We start from the raw sequence: 1,729 nt of genomic DNA on the forward strand, positions 1-1,729 counted from the left end.
CCCTTATGGGATGCTTCGAAATTATAGGAGTTCTCAATATCAATCCCCAGGCTGTCAGCTTCTTTTGCAGCGTCGATATTGGCGCCCATAAAGATGAATTCCCATCTGTATTTCTCCTGCTGGTGCCGGATCAGTTCCTTTACTTTTTCATAGGTGAACTCACGGCTTGCATTTTCCATACCATCTGTCGTGATAACGAAAATGACTTTGCTAGGACGGCGGTCTTCACTTGTTTTCGAAAGCCTATAGCCTACATCAATGATTGATTTACCGACTGCATCCAGCATAGCTGTCGTCCCCCGGACGAAATATTCCTTTTCAGTAAGCTTCACTTCTCGAGCATCGATTCCATTCCACAAAACTTCATATTCATCATCAAAAAGAACTGCTGTCAGGATCGTTTCGCCTTCGAGTTCAGACTGTTTTTTTACAAAAGCATTGAAACCTCCTACTGTGTCACTTTCAAGTCCTGCCATCGAACCGCTTCGGTCCAGCAGGAAGATGATTTCTGTTAAATTGTTGTTCATCATCGTCAACCTCCTATGCTTAATCTGATATAATCATATCTAGAATCATCCATAATTTGGTCGCCTGGTAAGCGACATTTTCGGGGGAGCTGACCATATGCTAGATAAAAAGATTCTGGAAGAATTGCAGGAATATCTCGAGGCCAACTTAGGTTTCATTATGGAAAAGGAACTCATCCTTTATAGCCCTAATGAATCCATGGATATGGATTCCGTCATGGAAAGCATCTCTCCGCTTGATATCGAGATGTTCATCAATAACAAACGGCAGCCAACACTTCAGGAGGTTCTTTTCGGGTTTATCGATAAAAAAGGAGCTACTGACGCGGAGATTTATAAGAAGGCTGGCCTGGACCGGCGCCTTTTTTCTAAAATCCGCTCCAAACCGGAATACCGACCGGGAAAAAATACGGTGGTCGCGCTGGCGCTTGCCCTCGAGCTGAACAAAAAAGAAACCGACAAGCTATTAAGCTCTGCCGGCTACTCCTTGTCGGACAGCGATACATCCGACCTGATCATTCAATTTTGTATTGAAAAGAAAATATACAACATCCACCAGGTTAATTATGCACTGGATTCTTTCAGTATGAAGCCTTTGAGTGGAGTATTATAGTCAAAAAAATCGGCAGAGATGATCTGCCGATTCTTATTTTACATATTTGTTTAGGTCTTCAATCGTATTGGATGGCAATCTATACAATGTATGCGATTCTTTTTCATCCATCAGGGAACCTCCATCAACTCCTAACCACAATGAGTATTTTGCAGTGGATTTATCTTCAAATGTCAGTGTCAGCTGATAATTCGGAGCGGTCATATCAAATACGCCATCCACCTTCTCTGCTTTCTCAATCGCATCCACAAAGGCTTGAAGTTCAATTGAATTTTCCTGATTATATATTATGTGCGGGTACTTCACATCCAGTAGACTTTCCCCAACCCTGGCTACGGCTAGACTGATTACCGTTTTCCCATCTAACCGAACAATCTCAATCTTATTGTTTTCTTTGCTTTTCGGCTGGATTACTTCATTTTCAGTACACCCCATTAATGAAAAAACAAATAGTAAAATCATAGAGAAAAATAGAAATTTGCGCATCATTTAAAAGTCCCCTTATTTTCATCTTAAATATATAGACGATTTTCTTAATGAAATGTCGCAACTTCCCATGGAATTAAAAATGGCACCAGATATCCGGCAC

The 1,729-nt window shown here is 41.2% G+C and carries 3 protein-coding genes; 1 reads left to right on the forward strand and 2 read right to left on the reverse strand.

Going from position 1 to position 1,729, the window contains the following annotated elements:
* On the reverse strand, positions 1 to 530 hold a 530-nt coding region (locus tag WB217_RS14245; RefSeq protein WP_423993886.1), incomplete at its 3' end, for a vWA domain-containing protein.
* Positions 531 to 624: 94 nt separating this feature from the next.
* Here WB217_RS14245 and WB217_RS14250 point away from each other — a divergent pair.
* Positions 625 to 1,140 carry a hypothetical protein gene (locus WB217_RS14250; protein ID WP_423993887.1) on the forward strand — a complete coding sequence of 172 codons (516 nt, stop codon included), beginning with the start codon at positions 625 to 627 and terminating at the stop codon, positions 1,138 to 1,140.
* 33 nt (positions 1,141 to 1,173) lie between these two features.
* Here the strand turns inward: WB217_RS14250 and WB217_RS14255 are convergent, their stop codons facing one another.
* Positions 1,174 to 1,629: a hypothetical protein gene (locus WB217_RS14255; RefSeq protein WP_423993889.1), complete on the reverse strand. Its 456-nt coding sequence runs from the start codon at positions 1,627 to 1,629 to the stop codon at positions 1,174 to 1,176.
* Between the last annotated feature and the right edge of the window lie 100 nt (positions 1,630 to 1,729).

Origin of the sequence: Mesobacillus sp., from assembly GCF_049588175.1 — a bacterium.
In the GTDB taxonomy this organism is placed as follows: domain Bacteria; phylum Bacillota; class Bacilli; order Bacillales; family Cytobacillaceae; genus Mesobacillus.